Origin of the sequence: Amycolatopsis sp. 505, assembly GCF_031625235.1 — a bacterium.
In the GTDB taxonomy this organism is placed as follows: domain Bacteria; phylum Actinomycetota; class Actinomycetes; order Mycobacteriales; family Pseudonocardiaceae; genus Amycolatopsis.
In genome coordinates this window covers 495,013-509,997 of the sequence record NZ_JACKQP010000007.1, presented here as the reverse complement: position 1 = coordinate 509,997, position 14,985 = coordinate 495,013, and the positions used below count along the sequence as shown (strand labels likewise).

Annotated in this window: 11 protein-coding genes and 1 tRNA gene; 1 reads left to right on the top strand and 11 read right to left on the bottom strand. The window is 69.1% G+C overall.

The window, feature by feature from the left end; translation table 11 throughout:
* Window positions 1-68 precede the first annotated feature (68 nt).
* From H5965_RS27265 to H5965_RS27230, 8 genes are all read right to left on the bottom strand, one after another.
* The gene (locus tag H5965_RS27265) at window positions 69-1,166 is read right to left on the bottom strand and encodes an ANTAR domain-containing protein (protein ID WP_310973086.1); all 1,098 of its coding nucleotides are present in this window, start codon (window positions 1,164-1,166) and stop codon (window positions 69-71) included.
* Window positions 1,163-1,930 carry an ATP-binding protein gene (locus H5965_RS27260; protein ID WP_310973085.1) on the bottom strand — a complete coding sequence of 256 codons (768 nt, stop codon included), beginning with the start codon at window positions 1,928-1,930 and terminating at the stop codon, window positions 1,163-1,165. The genes H5965_RS27265 and H5965_RS27260 overlap by 4 nt, the downstream gene beginning before the upstream one ends.
* Window positions 1,931-2,058: 128 nt before the next feature.
* Window positions 2,059-3,525, bottom strand: a complete 1,467-nt coding sequence (locus H5965_RS27255; protein ID WP_310973084.1) for a multicopper oxidase family protein — start codon at window positions 3,523-3,525, stop codon at window positions 2,059-2,061.
* Between the two features lie 355 nt (window positions 3,526-3,880).
* Window positions 3,881-3,954, bottom strand: a tRNA-Pro gene (locus H5965_RS27250).
* Between the two features lie 110 nt (window positions 3,955-4,064).
* Window positions 4,065-5,228, bottom strand: a complete 1,164-nt coding sequence (locus H5965_RS27245) for an alginate lyase family protein (protein ID WP_310973083.1) — start codon at window positions 5,226-5,228, stop codon at window positions 4,065-4,067.
* A 142-nt stretch (window positions 5,229-5,370) separates the two neighbouring features.
* A complete protein-coding gene (locus H5965_RS27240; RefSeq protein WP_310973237.1) occupies window positions 5,371-7,584 on the bottom strand; it encodes a glycosyl hydrolase family 18 protein in 2,214 nt (737 codons plus the stop codon).
* A gap of 160 nt (window positions 7,585-7,744) precedes the next feature.
* Window positions 7,745-8,524 (bottom strand): enoyl-CoA hydratase/isomerase family protein, encoded by a 780-nt coding sequence (locus tag H5965_RS27235; protein WP_310973082.1) that lies wholly within the window; start codon window positions 8,522-8,524, stop codon window positions 7,745-7,747.
* Window positions 8,525-8,526: 2 nt separating this feature from the next.
* A complete protein-coding gene (locus H5965_RS27230) occupies window positions 8,527-9,438 on the bottom strand; it encodes a PaaX family transcriptional regulator C-terminal domain-containing protein (RefSeq protein ID WP_310973081.1) in 912 nt (303 codons plus the stop codon).
* Between the two features lie 147 nt (window positions 9,439-9,585).
* On the opposite strand from H5965_RS27230, the gene H5965_RS27225 reads away from it, so the two are divergent.
* Window positions 9,586-11,223 carry an ABC-F family ATP-binding cassette domain-containing protein gene (locus H5965_RS27225; RefSeq protein WP_310973080.1) on the top strand — a complete coding sequence of 546 codons (1,638 nt, stop codon included), beginning with the start codon at window positions 9,586-9,588 and terminating at the stop codon, window positions 11,221-11,223.
* Between the two features lie 633 nt (window positions 11,224-11,856).
* Here H5965_RS27225 and H5965_RS27220 read toward each other — a convergent pair.
* From H5965_RS27220 to H5965_RS27210, 3 genes are read right to left on the bottom strand one after another with little or no spacing between them, the layout of a single operon-like run.
* Window positions 11,857-12,684 carry a carbohydrate ABC transporter permease gene (locus H5965_RS27220; protein WP_310973079.1) on the bottom strand — a complete coding sequence of 276 codons (828 nt, stop codon included), beginning with the start codon at window positions 12,682-12,684 and terminating at the stop codon, window positions 11,857-11,859.
* Complete coding sequence (locus tag H5965_RS27215; RefSeq protein WP_310973078.1) at window positions 12,681-13,646, bottom strand: sugar ABC transporter permease; 966 nt, start codon at window positions 13,644-13,646, stop codon at window positions 12,681-12,683. Before H5965_RS27215 ends, H5965_RS27220 begins: the two co-directional genes overlap by 4 nt.
* Entirely contained in the window at window positions 13,628-14,899 is a 1,272-nt protein-coding gene (locus tag H5965_RS27210; RefSeq protein ID WP_310973077.1) for an extracellular solute-binding protein, read from the bottom strand. The genes H5965_RS27215 and H5965_RS27210 overlap by 19 nt, the downstream gene beginning before the upstream one ends.
* Window positions 14,900-14,985 lie beyond the last annotated feature (86 nt).

The following is a 14,985-nucleotide window of genomic DNA, read 5'->3' as shown; positions in this document are numbered from 1 at the left end:
TCTCCCGGTGAGCACCATGGCCGCGACCGGCGCGCGAGCCGATCGGAGTTTCCCGCGCCGGCCGATCGTCAAGGGCGCCGGTCTTCGGCCGCCAGCGCGGAATGGTTGCCGACCAGGCCGGCCGCGATGTCGGCCAGCTTGACGTTGAGCTGCTGCGAGGTGCGCCGCAGCAGGTCGAACGCCGCGTCGGCGTCGAGGCCCTGCCGGGCCATCAGAATGCCTTTCGCCTGCCCGATGACGTCCCGGGAGGCGATGGCCCGCCGCAGGCTGGCCTGTTCCAGTTCGGCGACCTCGACGCTGCGGGCGTGCTGCAGGGCCAGGGAAGCGTGCGTGGCCAGCAACAGGGCGCGGTGGCGGTCGGCGTCGGTGATGCCTCCGCGGTGGGCGTAGATGTTGAGCGCGCCGCTCACCGCGGCCGGGCCGGACGGCGGCAGGAGCGCGGTCGAGAGGACCGCACCCAGGCCGTGCGCGGTGGCCACGGCCGCGAACTGCGGCCACGACGTCGTGCGGGCCAGGTCCTGTTCGAGCGCGAAAGCGGGGCCGTCCGGAGTGGCCGCGTCCAGGCACGGGCCCTCCCCGGTGCGGTACTGCACGTCATCGAGGTCGATGGCGACTTCGGGCGCCTCGATCGGGGTGAAGAACCGCCCACCCGGGTCACGCAGGGTGATGCTGACCAGCCGCGCATGCGGGACGACCACGGTGGTGGCGGCCACCACCTGGGACAGCGCCTGGCCGACGCTTCGGGCGTCCAGCAGGACGCGGGTCAGCGCGGCGAGCTGGTCGCCGAGCCGCTCGACCTCGGGGTGCTCGGGAAGCGCCGCGGTGATCGCCTCGTCCACACTCGTGTGCAGGGGCAGCGTGTCCGCGGGCGCCGCGGTGCGCAGGATGCGGGCGTTCACACCGGCCGGGTCGAGCAGCGCCGCGGTCCGGACTCCGTGGTGGGCCCGTTCGAGGGCGAAGGACACGAGGACCCGCGCGCCGGCGGCCGAGAGCAGTTCCAGGTCCCGCAGATCCAGCACGATCAGCGACGGCGGGGGCAGCACCACGGTCGCGTCGGCCAGTTTGCCGGACGCGACCTCCGCCGTGCCCGAGTTCAGCGTCCCGGTCAGCCGCAGGACGAAGGCCTGCTCGGAGGTCACCGGCACGACCTCGATGTCACCGCTCACGATTCCTCCCTCCACGGAACCGGTTTCCGGGCCCGGGGCCGCCGGTCCAGGACCGCCCAGACGACCTTGCCACCCAGCCAGGAGCGGCTGCAGCCCCAGCGTCTCGCCGTGTGCGCGACCACCCGCAGCCCCAGGCCGGGTTCGGTCAACGTCGAACGTTCGTGCAGCACCGCCGGCCGTGGGTCGTCGTCGGCGACGGCCACCCGGAACAGCTCGCGGCGCAGCTCCAGCCGCAGCCGGGCCGGTGATGCCGTGTGCACGACGGTGTTCTCGACCAGTTCGGTCGCGACGATCTGGGCGTCGCCGGCGAACTCCGGCACCGCCCAGCGTGCGCAGACTTCGCCGACGAACCGCCGCGCCATGGTCGAGGCGAACGTCGACGGCGGGAACTCCCGCACGGCCCGTTGGCGGGGAGCCCGGTCGCCCGCCCGCTCCGCGCCGGCCACGTCCGGGTGCACGGCGACGAACTCGTCGATCGAGCGGGCGTGCAGGCCGGCCAGGTGGTCGGCCCGGTCGGTCACCACCGCGAACGACACGCCCGGCCAGTCACCGATCCGCGAGGCGATCACCGAGAACAGGCTGAACAGGCGGTCGTGCTCGACGGTGAGGCCGCGGATGTCGGCGATCACGCAGCCGGGGGCGTCCGTGGCGACCTTGAGCACGCCGTCGCGCAGCCCGGACGCGCTCGCCGGGGTGAGCGTCCCGGTGGCGGTCACCACCGTGCACCCGGCCCGGACCGCCGTTTCGAAGCGCACCTCGGCCACCGGCTCCCACCTCCGTCGTCCGCGCCTGGCCATGACCGGCCAAAAAGGATGACTACCCCACCTCCAGGGGAGGGCAAACCTGTACCGCGGGGCAGGCGGACCCGCCGCCCGCCCCGCGGTACCACCCGTCAGGGGACGATCTCCATTTCCGCCATCATGCCGATGCTCGAGTGTTCCAGGAAGTGGCAGTGGTAGACGTACCGGCCGACGTAGTCGGTGAAGGTGGTCTGCACCCGGATCCACTCGCCCGGATCGAGGTTCACCGTGTCCTTGCGGCCCGCGTCGTCCGGTGCCGGCGGCCCGCCGTTGCGGTCGAGCACGCGGAACTGCTCGAGGTGAAGGTGGAACGAGTGGGGTATCCCCCGGACGGTGTCGGTGTTGCGGACGGTCCAGATCTCGGTCGTGCCGCGCTTGACCTTCAGGTCCACCCGGTTGGGGTCGTAGGGCTGGTCGTTGACGAGACCGACGGTGCCGGTTTCGTCGAACCGCAGGGTGATCTCCCGCTGGACGGTCGCCGGGCCCAGCGCGGGCAGTGGCCGCAGGACGGCGGGCACGCGGCTGGTGTCGACCGCGAGGCGCGTCACGTCGAACCGCATCACCGGGCCGTAGATGTCCTGGAGCACCAGGTGCGAACCCAGGGGCACGCGCGAGAAGTCGACCACGATGTCCGCGCGTTCCGCGGACCCGAGCAGGATCTCCGACCGCTGCACCGGCGCCGGCAGCAGCCCGCCGTCGGAGCCGATCTGCGTCATCTGGAGGCCGCCCAGGGTGAGCCGGAACTGTCGATCGTTGGCGCTGTTGAGCAGCCGGAACCGGTACTTGCGGGCCGCGACCTGGAAGTAGGGGGTCTCGACGCCGTTGACGAGGGTGGTGGTGCGGTCCGGCGGGAAGTTCGGGTAGACCATGGCGCCGTTGGCGTCGAGCTGGATGTCGCGGATCATGAGCGGCACGTCGTACTGCCCCGAAGGCAGGTTCAGGCCGCGTTCCGCGTCGTCGTCGATGATGTAGAGGCCGTGCAGTCCCCGGTAGACGTTCTCGGCCTCGAGGTGGTGGGCGTGGTCGTGGTACCAGAGCGTCGCGCCCTGCTGGCGGTTCGGGTAGTGGTAGGTCCGGCTCTGCCCGGGGTTGAGCACGTCCATCGGGTAGCCGTCGTCGGCATGGGCGTTGTGCCCGCCGTGCAGGTGGACATTGGACGGCACGTCCAGCTGGTTGGTGAAGGTCACCTCCACCGGCGTGCCGGTCTTGGCGCGAATGGTGGGCCCGACGAACAGGCCGCCGAACGAGCGCACCGTCGTCGGCTTGCCGGGCTGGAACGCGTGCTGCGCCGTCTTGATCGGGATCTTGTAGACGTCGACGCCGTCGCGGCGGCGCACCGGCGTCAGCTCCTGCGGTATCGGCAAGCGTTGCGAGAACGAAACCCCCAGCCCCGCCGCCGGACGGCCCCCGCCGGCCGCGGCACCGTCGGCCGGGGCGTGCCCGGTGTGGTCCGCCCCGCCGGGCGAAGGTTCCCGGGTCAGCACGGAAGGCAGCAGCGCCGCCCCGCCCACCACGCCCCCGGCCGTCGCCCACCCCAGCAGTCGTCTTCGGTTCAACATCACCCGCTCCTCGGAGCTCATTGTTTGTTTCCGGCACCGATTCCGGCGCCACTCCCCGCAGCGATACTCTGCCCGCCGGCGAGTGGGCGGACATCTCCGTAAATGCGAGATTCCGGAAAGGGGGAGCGGGTAACCCCAAAGAAGGAATAGTGATTTTCCACCAGTGCGATCCGTCACCGACCAGGTACGGCGGGTGGGCCTACCACGCCTGATGGTCGTCGAAAAGGGTAATTCATGCAAGCAGGCAAAACGGATGAATGTCAACTCGGGACCGGATCCGGTAACCGGGCGGGCGACAACACAAAGGGCCCGTGAGCGGCGGTGGTGCCTCTCACGGGCCCTGCAAGTGTGTCCGTCGGGCTGACAGGATTTGAACCTGCGACCCCTTGACCCCCAGTCAAGTGCGCTACCAAACTGCGCCACAGCCCGGACTCGCACTCCCTGAGTGCGTGAGAAGTACTCTAGCGTGCCCTCCGAACGGCCCTGAAGGCAGGGTCGGTTGTCGCCCTGACCTGCGGAAACAGGTCAGGGCGACCGGGTCACGACGGGTTGGCGGCGTGGGTCAGGGTCTGCCACGCCACGAACAGGTTGTTCGAGCCCGCCGGGCGCTGGCGCTCGGTCAGCGTCTGCGTGTTCGTCATCGCGATGCCCAAGCGTGTGTTCAGCGCGTTGAAGCCCACCTCCGTCACCGGGCCGAGGCCGAGGTTCAGGTGTCCCGAACACAACCAGGACGGCACCGCCGCGCCGAGCTGGTACTTCGCCTGGAAGCCCAGGGCCTGGCGCAGGCGCGTGCCGATCTCCGTCGAGTAGACGTCCTCGCCCTGGATGCGGAGCGTTTCCGCCACGTCCGCGATCGCCGCTATTCCGTAGCCCGTGTGGGTGAAATCGCGGCAGGTTTCCTGGGTCAGGCCGTCCACGAACGTCGATTGGCCCTGCCAGTAGCCGACGATCTGGTCGCGCGAAGACAGCCCGCTGCCCGGGACGGTCTTCGGGAGCGCGCCGTCGGACGACAGATACACGTAAGCCGCGACGCGGTTGCGGTAACGGGTCACCGCCTTGTCGTAGCTCGCCTTGTCCTCCAGGAACACCGAGATGCCGACCGCGGCCTCCATCATGGACAGTTCCCAGTTGCCGTTGCTGTTGCTGCCGTTGATCACCTTGTTCAGGTACACATTGCGCAGCATCGTCGCGAACCGGCCCGCATTCGGCCAGCTCGAATACGTGTACTTGATGATCTCCGCCGCGCGTGGCCACGACGAGCCCGCCCAGCCCGTTTGCAGCGGGGCGTTGCTGTTCGTGTGGCTCGTGATCACCGCCGACCACGCGTCCATCAGCGCGATCGATTTCTGCGCGTACCGCGCGTCGCCCGTGATGTACCAGATCAGCGCGTCCGTGTACGCCGCGATCGCGTCTTCGCGCTCGTCCGTGCAGCCGTAGTTCGGGTTCGAATACGAGCCGCATTCGACCACCGCGCGCGGTTTCGGGGTCCGCGAGAGCGAGGCGTACGAGCTGGCCCGAGCCTGGTCGTACGCCGCCTTCCACGGCTGGGCGCCGGCGTTCACCTTGGCCTTGACGAAGTCCAGCTGCGGACGGCTCACCAGCACGCCCGGATGGGTGAACGCCGCCGGGGCGGCCGGAGCCGGGGTGGCCAGCACCCCCAGGAGCAGGGGGACCAGCGCGAGGACCTTGCGGAAGCGGGACATGGCTCTCCTCGAGACGACGGTGTCTGGGGGCGCGCGCCGGCTCAGTGTCATGGTCCAGACCACCGCGGGTCAAGCTTTTCTTTGTGTCCCAAAGAAAGTGTTCAGCCCGCTGAACAGGGTGTTCAGCGGGCTGAACGGAACCTCAGCCGAGCCCGGCGCTCACCGCGTTCAGCAACGCGCCGGTGTCGCCCGACATCTCCCACGCCATCACGCCGAGCAGCCCGCGCGACTTGAGCCACGTCGTCTTCAGCCCGATCGACCAGGCGTCGTCGAACGTCCACCACTGCCCGCCGTTGCCCGTGTAGCACGACGTCGCGACGGCGGCCGTGTCGTGGTGGACGGTGCAGCCCGGCACGCTCGCCACCAGGTTCGCGTACCCGCGCGTGCCCGCTTCCTCGGCGAACTGGCCCGGTGCTGCGCCGGTCGCGGACTGCCACTCGCCGCTCTTCCCGCCGTCGGCGACGCCCTGCCAGCCGCGGCCGTAGAAGGCCAGGCCGAGCGTCAGCCGCCGTGGATCGACACCGGCGTTCGTGTACGCATTGATCGCGCTTTCCGCACTGAAGTGGAAGTTGTACGGGTCATCCGCGTCGGCGTACAGGTTGCCCTGGTGGCCGGTGCGGTTCGGCTCCCACGAATTGTCGCTGCCCGCGCCGTGGAAGTCGTAACCCTGCACGTTCGCGACGTCCAGGTAATTGAAGATCTTGGAAACGTCCCAGCCCGAAGCGACCTTGGCCGGGTCGGCCGGCGTGAACGCGTGCAGCTGGTACCGCTTGCCGGTGGTCGCGCCGTAGGCGTCCATCTGCGTGCGGAATTCCGCCAGCAACGCGGTCAGATTCGCTTTGTCGTTCGGGCTCCAGTGGTTCCCGGGGTGGCCGTCGGCGCTGCCGGGCCATTCCCAGTCGACGTCGATGCCGTCGAAGATGCCCGCCGCGGTGCCCGGCCCGCCCGCGCCACCGTACGGCGCGATGTTGCCCTTGAGCCAGGTGTCCACACAGGACGAGACGAACTTCTTGCGCGACGCGTCGGTGGCCGCGACGTCCGAGAAGTACTTCGAATACGTCCAGCCGCCGAGCGAAACCAGCACCTTCAGGTTCGGGTGCTTCGCCTTGAGCTTCTTGAGCTGGTTGAAGTTGCCGCGCAGCGACTCCCAGCCGGTGTCGGCCACGCCGTCGACGGACTGCGCCGCCGCGAACGGCCGCGAGTAGTCGGCCTCGGCGTCACCGGCGCCGTCACCCTGGTTGGGGTCCTGCGGGTTGGCCGTCGTGCCCTTCGTGACCCCGGACAGGCAGGTCAGGTTCACCGGATCGATGTTCTCGAACGCGTACAGCAGATGCGTCAGCTTCGAAGCCGCGCCCGAGGTTTCCAGGTTCTTCACGAAGTACTGGCGCCCGTAGATGCCCCACTGCACGAAGTACCCGACCTTCGCGTACCCCGAGACGATGTCGCCGGTCCGGGCGGTCACCGCGGCGCTCGGCGCCGACACGTTGTCGTAGCCGTCGCGGGCGCGGACGGTGAAGGTGTACGAAGTGGACGGTGCCAGCCCGGTCACGACCGCCGACGTGGTGGTCACCGTCGTGGCCAAAGCGGACCCGCGGTAGACGTCGTAGCTGACCACGCCGGTGTTGTCCGTCGACGCCGTCCAGGCCAGGGAGATGCTTCCGGAGTCGGCGGCCGTCGAGCGCAATCCGGACGGCGCGGACGGCGCCTGCGTGTCGTCGGCCGGGTTGTTCGTCGTCACGGCCAGGGAAGTGCTCGCCGGGGACGTGTTCCCCTTGGCGTCCTTGGCTTTCACCGTGAACGAATAGGCGGTGCCCGGGGTGAGCCCGGAGATCGTGGCGCTCGTCCCGGTCACCGACGCGGCCAGGGAGGCACCCTGGTAGACGTCGTACCCGGTCACCGGAAGGGAACCGGCCGCGGAAGCGTTCCACGCCAGCGCGACGGTTTTGGTCGTCTTCGCGACCAGCCGCAGGTTCGCCGGCGCGCCCGGCGGGGTGTCCGGTGAACCGTCGCAATTGGCGTTGTCGACGCGGCACTGCGTCGGCGTTGCGGCGGCGCTGAGCCGGAAGGTCGGGCTGTACGGGTAGGTGTTGCGGCCCGGCGCCAGCGTGGCGATGTAGTACGCCGGCGTCAGCGTGACCTGGGTGCCGTTCTGGGTCACCGTGCCGTTTTCGCCGGTCGAGGCGGTGATCCCGGCGGGCAGCGTGAAGGTGATCGCCCAGTTGCTCACCGACGCGGTACCGGTGTTGGCGACGGTGTACGTGCCGGTGGTGCCGCTCATCGCCAGGGTGGCGGTCAGCGAACCGGCTGCGGCGGCGGGTGGCGCGAGCGCCGCGGTGCCGCCCAGCGCGATGAGCAAGGCGGCGAGTGCGGAGCGTAGTCGTGCGGGAGTGCGTCTCATGGCGGTTCTCCAAGCGGCACGAGGCGGGGACAACGTGGTCTAGACCACATCGAATGTAACCCGGTGCGAGGAGAACCGCGCACGCCCGAACGGCGGCAACCGGTGTCCGAACGGACGGTTAACGCCCCGAGAAGGTCGCTTTCCCCGGTCCGTCGGCGAGGAACGACTTCACGGCGTTGCGGAGGTCTTCGGTCTCGAAGAGCTCGGCCGCGATCGTCGTGATGTGCGCGTTCGCCTCGGGAACACCGCCGGCGGCGAAGTGGTCGAGCACGCGCTTGGTCGCCGCGTGGGCGCGCGTCGGTCCCTCGGCCAGCCGCCGGGCGAACGCCCGCGCCGCGTCGTCGAAGCCCTCGCTCGGCAGGACGCGGTTGACGACGTTCCAGCGCTCCAGCGTCGCGGCGTCGTAGGTGTCGCCGGTCATCACGAACTCCTTGGCGCGCCCGGCACCGGCCCGCGCGGCGAGCCGCTGGGTGCCGCCCATGGTCGGCGTCAGGCCGACGACCTTCTCGACCAGCCCGAACTTCGCGCGGTCGGCGGCGAGGATGATGTCGCAGGCGACGGCCACCTCGAACGCCCAGGTCAGGCACAGGCCGTGCGCGGCGAACACGGTCGGGAACGGCAGTGCCGCGATCCGGTCCGGCACCGCCAGCATCTCGTCGAAGAGGACCTTCGCCTCGGCCGGCGAGCCCTGGGCGTCGAACAGCGAGACGTCGACACCACCGCTGACGATCTTGCCTTCGGCGCGGATCAGCAGGGCGCGCGCGGGTCCGGCCTCCAGCTCGCCGATCGCCGAGGAAAGGTCGGACTGCAGCGAAGCCGTGTAGAGGTTCAACGGCGGAGCGTCGACGGTCAGGACGGCGAGCCCGCCGTCACGATCGAGGCGGACCTGCTGAGTCATGTTCACCCTGCTTCTTCGGCTTCGACGATGTCGTCCCAATACTGCTGGGCCTCGGGGCGCCAGTCGACGTGTTTGTGATGGAACAGTTCCGCCGCTTTCGTCCCGCTCCACTTCGCCGGCAGCAGCTCGGCCGGCAGCTGCGGGTCGAGGAACGGGAACCGCCGCCACTCGTGGACGAGCTCGGTCTGCGCGCGCAGCACCGCGCGGCCACCGGTCGGGTGCAGGCCGGTGAAGCGGTCGATGAAGTCCTCGTAGCGGTCCTTCAGCTCGGTCAGGTCCCAGGACCGGGCGACCATCGACTCCTGCTCGCCGACCTCGCCGTAAGCGGCGGTGAACGACATCGCCTGCGCGTCGAGGCCGAGGTCGTTGACGATCTGCTGGGCCTCCCGCTGGCGGGTCAGGTCCGGGCTGACCCACACGCCGGCGACCGGCGAACCGAAGCCCGCCCAGGTCAGCCGCGTGCGCAGCCGGTGCCGCAGGTCGCGCTTGGCCTCCGGGACGGAGACGATCAGCATCAGCCACTGGCCGTTCCAGCGGCGTTCCTCACGGCCGAACGCGTAGATCCGGTCGGCGCCCTCGGTCAGCAGGCGGCGCCCCGGCGGCGTCAGCGACCAGCGCACGCGGCGCCCGACGCGCTCGGAGACCACCCAGCCTTCGGCGGCGGAGCGGGCGAGCGCCTGCCGCGCCGACTTCTCCTCGATGTCGAGGATGCCCAGGACCTCGACGAGCATCGACGTCCAGACCGGCTTGTCGCGCGGCAGCGCGTACTCGCCGAGGACGGTCATCAGCAGCGACCGCGCGCTGGCGTGACTGACCTCGCGCCGCCGGCTCACCGTCGGCCGGGGCGCGGACGGACGGCCTTCCCTCGGCTTCGGCCTGCGGCCGAGGGTGACCGGGGGAGCGGGCTCGCCCATGCTGTTTCACCGACCTCACTGCGCTGGGGGACTGACAACCGAACAGGGTACCCACAGTGAGTGATCAAAGCGCCACGGGACACACACTGTCGGTGGTTTTGACCTTGATCTGACAGTTCACCACGAGGTCGTAGACTCGGCTACCTCATGAGTGCAACTCTCGTCGCGAAGGACCTGGCCGCGGGCCACGGTGACCGCATTCTCTTTTCCGGCCTCGATCTCGTGGTGGCACCCGGCGACGTCGTCGGTCTGGTCGGGGTCAACGGCGCCGGCAAGTCGACGCTGCTGCGGACCCTCGCCGGCCTCGCCAAGCCGGACAGCGGTGAAATTCGCCTGAACCCGCCGGCCGCGACGGTCGGCCACCTGCCGCAGGAGCCGGAACGGCGCGAAGGCGAGTCGGTGCGGGCGTTCCTGGCGCGCCGCACCGGCGTCTCGGCGGCGCAGGCGGACCTCGACGCGGCGACGTCGGCCCTCACCGGCGGCGCAGCGGGCGCGGACGACCAGTACGCGGCGGCCCTGGACCGCTGGCTGGCTCTCGGCGGCGCCGACCTCGACGACCGGGCCGCCGAAGTGGCCGCCGACCTCGGCTTGGCCGTGGACCTGGACCAGCCGATGACGTCCCTGTCGGGCGGCCAGGCGGCCCGGGCGGGGCTGGCGTCGCTGCTGCTCAGCCGCTACGACGTCTTCCTGCTCGACGAACCGACGAACGACCTCGACCTCGACGGCCTGGCCCGCCTGGAGCAGTTCGTGTCCGGCCTCCGAGCGGCGACGGTCCTGGTCAGCCACGACCGCGAGTTCCTGGCCCGCACGGTCGACCGCGTCGTCGAGCTGGACCTGGCCCAGCAGCAGGTGAACGTCTACGGCGGCGGGTACGAGGCGTACCTGGAGGAGCGTGAGGTCGCGCGCCGGCACGCGCGTGAGGAGTACGAGGAGTACGCCGACACGAAGGCGTCCCTGGAGGCGCGCGGGCGGATGCAGCGGGCGTGGATGGAGAAGGGCGTGAAGAACGCCCGCCGGAAGCAGCCCGACAACGACAAGGCGGCGCGCAAGTTCCGCACCGAGGCAACGGAGAAGCAGGCGTCGAAGGCGCGGCAGACCGACCGCATGATCGAGCGGCTGGAGGTCGTCGAGGAGCCGCGCAAGGAATGGGAGCTGCGGATGGAGATCGCCGCGGCCCCTCGGGCGGGAGCGGTGGTCGCGACGCTGCGGGGCGCAGTGGTCCGGCGCGGCGGATTCACGCTCGGGCCGGTCGACCTGCAGATCGACTGGGCGGACAAGGTCGCCATCACGGGCGCGAACGGATCCGGCAAGTCAACGCTCTTGGCGGCAATGCTGGGCCGGGTCCCGCTGTCCGACGGCGCCGCGTCCCTGGGCCCGGGTGTGGTGGTCGGCGAGGTCGACCAGGCACGGCGGTTGTTCCTGGGCGATGTTCCGCTGGCCTCGGCGTTCGCTCGGGAGGTACCTGAGTTCGCCGACGCCGAGGTCCGGACTTTGCTGGCCAAGTACGGCCTCAAGGCCGCGCACGTGCTCCGCTCCGCCGCGACGCTTTCGCCGGGCGAGCGGACACGGGCCGCACTGGCGTTGTTGCAGGCCCGTGGCGTGAATCTCCTGGTCCTGGACGAGCCGACCAACCACCTGGACCTCCCGGCCATCGAGCAACTCGAGGCGGCGCTCGACAAGTACCCGGGGACGTTGCTCCTGGTGACACACGACCGCCGCATGCTCGACGCGGTGCACGTGACGCGCCGGCTGGTGGTGGAGGAGGGCAAGGTCAGCGAGCAGTGATCTGCGACGCTGCTGGTGCTCACGTTCTAGAGCAGTGCTCTCGTTTCGGGACACTGCTTCGGTCACCGTTGTGAGCGGTGCTCTCGTTTTGGAGCGCCGCTTCGGCATTGGTTGTGAGCAGTGCTCTCGCGGGTGAGCGCTGCTTTGCTGTTGCGTGAACAGTGCTCTCGAACGCGATTGGCGCTCCCTGAACTTGCGTGAGCAGTGCTCTCGAATTTTGAGCACCGCTTCGCCCCTGCGGTGAGCGGTGCCCACCAACGTGAGCGGCGCTCGTTGTTGCGCGTCGCCGGTGCACTCGAACTTGAGTGTGACGTGAATGGTCTGAAGCGGCGCCTCCTGGGTGCGCTGCCGCGGGCCCATTGGAGCACTGCTCTCCAATGGGGGCGCCGCTCTTCAAGGTGAGCGGTGCTCTCCAAGGTGAGCAGCGCTCCTTAAGGTGAGCGGCGCTCTCCGAATGGGTGCGCCCGTCGTCGCTGGTTTGAGAGCGGTGCTCTTGAGTCGGAGCGGTGCCCGCATCAGCGGGTGAGCGGTGCTCTTGACGATGATCGGTGCTCTCAAGAGAGAGCAGTGCTCTTCGATGTGAGCACCTGCCCTGCCAGAGATGTGAGCAGTGCTCTCGGGCGAGAGCACTGCTCACCCTTTCGTCGCCCCGCCAGTCAAGCCCTTCACGAACTGTTTCTGCAACGTCAGGTAAAAAATCAGCACCGGCAGCGTCGCCAGGAACATCAGGGCGAACACGCTTCCCAGGTCCGCCTGGTACTGGCCGATCGAGCGGTAGATGCCCGTCGTGATCGTGGTGCCCTGGCTGGGGCCGAGGATGATCAGCGGGTCGATGAAGTCGTTCCAGATCCAGACGCCCAGGAAGATCAACACCGACGCCGTTGCCGGGCGCAGCAGCGGGAACACCACTCGCCAGAACACCTGCATGCGGCTTGCTCCGTCGAGCAGGGCCGCCTCCTCCAGTTCCACCGGGACGCCGCGGATGAAGCCCGTGAACACGAACACCCCGAAGGGCACATAGTACCCGACGTTGAACAGGATCAGGCCCTGGAGGGTCGCCATCAGGTGGGTCACGCGCAGGACGTCGGTGATCGGGATCAGGATCACCTGGGGCGGGATCATCAAACCGGCCAACAGAACGAGCGTGAGGACCTTTGTCCAGCGCTTGGCCGAACGGGCCAGGTAGTGACCGAGCATGGCCGACAGCACCGTCAGGACCAGGATCGACAGCACCGTCACCACGATGCTGTTCGTCAAGCTGACCCAGAACAGGCCGTCCGGGCGGGTCAGGACCGCGTGGATGTTCGAGAGCGTCGGCGGGATCGGCAGGGATGCCGGCTCCTTGGCGATCAGCTCGCCCTGCTTGAACACGTTCGCCAGCACCAGATACAGCGGGACGAAGAACACCGCGCTGACGAGCAACGCCACCGCGGGGCGCACCAAAGACCGGGACCGGGTCACAGGTCCACCTCCCGGCGGCGGAGGAAGTTCAGCACCACCGTCGTCACCAGGGCCACGATCACCAGCATCACCACGGCCATCGCGGACGCGTAACCGACGTGGTTCGAATCGAAACCCGTCTGCAGGACGTCGAAGGCGATCGTCGCCGTGGCGCCGGAACCCGGGCCGCCGTTGGTGATCACCTTGACGTAGTCGTACGTCTTGAACGCCGAAATCAACAGCACCACCGTGTTGATCGTCAGCGACGGCGCCAATAGCGGCCAGGTGACCGCGCGGAAGCGGCGCACCGGCCCCGCGCCGTCGATCTCCGCCGCCTCCAGCAGTTCCGCCGGCACGCCCTGGAGACCCGCCAGGTACACCACGACGCAGAACCCGAGCATCTGCCAGCACACGATCGAGGCCACCGAATACAGGGCCACGTCCGGGTCGGACAGCCAGCCCGGCGGATGCGCGACACCCACTGCGCGCAGCAAGGAATTCAGCGGCCCGCGGTCGTCGAGCAAGCGGGACCAGACGATCGACACCACCACCGAGCTGAGGATCACCGGCGTGAAGAATACGCTGCGCAAAGCGTTGTACAGCCAGCCCTTCCGGTCCAGCAGCAGCGCCACGCCCAACCCCAGCACATTGGGCACGATCACCACGATCAGCGTCAGGATCGTGGTCACCTGCAGCGCCGTGAGGAACTGCGAATCGGTGAACAACAAGCGGTAATTGGCGAAACCGACGAACTTCACCGGCGGGTTGAACGGGTTGTAGTTCGTCAGGCTGTAGCCGAAGCTGATCAGGATCGGTGCCATCACGAAACACAAGTACACGAGCACACCCGGCGCGCCGAACGACGCGAAGTGCGCCAGCCGCGGCAGGATCGGGCGGCGCCGGCGGCGGGGCCGGGCCGTGGCCGAGGGCGGGGAGGGGCGGGAAATGACGGCGGTCAAGGACGTCAGCCCGCCTTCGCCCACTCGGTGTCCAGGAACGCGCACGCGTCGGCCACCGACTTGCGGCCGGTGATGACGTCCTGGGCGGCCTGGTCGACCTTGTCCTTCATCCCGGGCAGCAACCCGTCGTCGGCGGTCTCCCAGCGGAACGCGTGCACCACGGCGTTCTGCTGCACCGCCTGTGCGTACAGGTCGTAGCCGGCCTTGAACGTCGGCCCGACGCCGGGCGGCGGCGTGTAGCCCTTGATCGCCGGGAACAGGCCGTCCGCCTTCACCGAGGCGTCCAGCTGGTCCTTGTCGAGCTGGAAACCGAGCGCGAACTTGCGGGCGGCGTCGAGGTTCGCGGCCTTGGCGTTGACGATCATCCCGCCGCCGGTGTAGGCCGGGACGACCAGCTTGCCGTCCTCGGAGGGGAAGTTGAAGACACCCACCTCGAAGTCGTGCTTCTTCGAGTCGGCGTTGGCGGCGAACCAGTTGCCCATCGGGTACATCGCGCTCTGGCCGTCCAGGAACGCCTGCTCGGTCGCCGCGTAGTCGCGCGACACGCTCGTCTTGTCCACGTACCCCCTCGCCGCGAGGTCGGCGAGCTTCGCGAACGCGTGCTGGAACGCGGGGTCGGCGAACTTCACCTTGTCCTGGCGCCGCTGGGTGAGCCAGTCCGGCATCGTGTTGTAGACCTCGGTGCTGACCAGCCCCGACAGGATCATCGACGACGGGAAGCCGTCCTTGCCGCCACCGATGGTGAACGGCGAGAAGCCCTTCTCCTTGAGCTTGCCGGCGTCGGCGACGAGCTCGTCCCACGTCTTCGGCGGCGCCGCGATGCCCGCGTCGGCGAACATCTTCTTGTTGTAGTAGATCGGCGGGATGGTCTGGGTGTTCGCCGGCAGCTGGTAGTACTTGCCGTTCACCGGGTTGGCCTGCGGGAACTGGAAGTCCTTCAGCTCCTCGGGCGTCCACGCGTAGAGGTTGCCCGCTTCGGCGAAACCGGCCGAGTCGACGGCGATCATCACGTCCGGGAACTGGCCCGATTGCAGCAGCTGCTTCGCGTACGACGTCCGCCCGTCGGCGGTCGGCGCGACGAGCTTCTTGACCTTGATGCCCGGGTTCTTGTCCGTGACGCGCTTGATCGCCGCGTCCCAGTAGGCCGGCGTGAGGTTCGGGGTTTCGAACGTCAGGAAGGTGATCTCCGCGTCGCCGCCGCTGCCGGTGTTCGAGCCGACCGAGCACGCGCTCACCGCCAGGAGCACCGCCGCGCCCAGCGCCAGGGACCTTCTCATGTCGAAGCCACCTTCCACCATATGTGATGTATGACGCATTTGATCGGACGTATTCGACGATGTCAAGCGCCAGGCGGCCACGAAAC

Bases quoted from the DNA above. Each gene is read 5' to 3' on its own strand.
- H5965_RS27255 (WP_310973084.1), bottom strand. From the start codon at position 3,525: ATGTTGAACCGAAGACGACTGCTGGGGTGGGCGACGGCCGGGGGCGTG.
- H5965_RS27245 (WP_310973083.1), bottom strand. From the start codon at position 5,228: ATGTCCCGCTTCCGCAAGGTCCTCGCGCTGGTCCCCCTGCTCCTGGGG.
- H5965_RS27235 (WP_310973082.1), bottom strand. From the start codon at position 8,524: ATGACTCAGCAGGTCCGCCTCGATCGTGACGGCGGGCTCGCCGTCCTG.
- H5965_RS27230 (WP_310973081.1), bottom strand. From the start codon at position 9,438: ATGGGCGAGCCCGCTCCCCCGGTCACCCTCGGCCGCAGGCCGAAGCCG.
- H5965_RS27225 (WP_310973080.1), top strand. From the start codon at position 9,586: ATGAGTGCAACTCTCGTCGCGAAGGACCTGGCCGCGGGCCACGGTGAC.
- H5965_RS27210 (WP_310973077.1), bottom strand. From the start codon at position 14,899: ATGAGAAGGTCCCTGGCGCTGGGCGCGGCGGTGCTCCTGGCGGTGAGC.